Origin of the sequence: Mycolicibacterium neworleansense (assembly GCF_001245615.1) — a bacterium.
Classification (GTDB): Bacteria; Actinomycetota; Actinomycetes; order Mycobacteriales; family Mycobacteriaceae; genus Mycobacterium; species Mycobacterium neworleansense.
Map to the genome: position 1 here is coordinate 1 of NZ_CWKH01000007.1, position 945 is coordinate 945.

General features: G+C 68.5%; 1 protein-coding gene. It reads left to right on the forward strand.

What is annotated here, in order from left to right:
• The coding region (locus tag BN2156_RS30320; protein ID WP_131725221.1) for an HNH endonuclease signature motif containing protein at positions 1-945 on the forward strand (945 nt) is incomplete at both ends.

A 945-nucleotide genomic window follows, 5' to 3' on the forward strand; every position in this document is an offset into this window, starting at 1 on the left:
TGTCGGCGGCGATGCGGATCAGCCGGGGCCGGGCCCGCACCCAGGTGCATCACGCCCGGGTGTTGCGCGACAAGCTGCCCCAGGTGGCGGCCCGCTTCGCCGTCGGCGATATCGATTATCGGGTGGTTCGGATGATCATCACCCGCACCGAGACCGCGGATCGGTCGGTGTGGGCCGAGGTGGACGCTGAGCTGGCGGCTCGGGCGCATCGGTGGATGCGATTCTCGGAAAACCAACTGCGCGATCGGATCGATCAATGGGTCGCCAAACTCGACCCCAACGGGCAACGGGTCCCGCCGGATCTGGCCCAGGACCGGTTTGTGCAGATCGATCCGGGCCGCCCGGGCACGGCCACGGTAGTGGCCAACATCGACGCCGCCGATGGGGCTGCCTTGAATCAACGCCTGGATGCGTTGGCTGACACGGTGTGTGAGCATGATCCGCGCACCCGTGAGCGGCGTCGTGCCGATGCGGTGGGGCCGTTGGCCCGGCTGCAAGCCCAGCTGGCCTGCCGGTGCGGCCGTGAGGACTGCCCGGCCGGGCAGAAACACGCGGCCGCTGACGCGGCGGTGGTTCACGTGTTGGCCGAGCAGGCCACCCTCGAGGGGACTTCAGATGATCCGGGATATCTACCCGGGTACGGAATCCTGCCCGCTGAATCGGTGCGAAACCTGGCCGCCACGGCCAAGCTCAAGCCGGTACGGATACCCGCCGCACCCACCGCCCCCGAGGGCACCGAGCCCGGGTACCGCCCCTCGGTGGCACTCTCGGAGTTCATCCGCTTCCGTGACCTGACGTGCCGCTTCCCCGGTTGTGACGCCCCGGTGCAACGCTGCGACATCGACCACACCATGCCCTATCCGCAGGGCCCGACCCATCCGTCCAACACCAAGCTGTACTGCCGGGCACACCACCTGGTCAAAACGTTCTGCCCGGGCTGGTCGG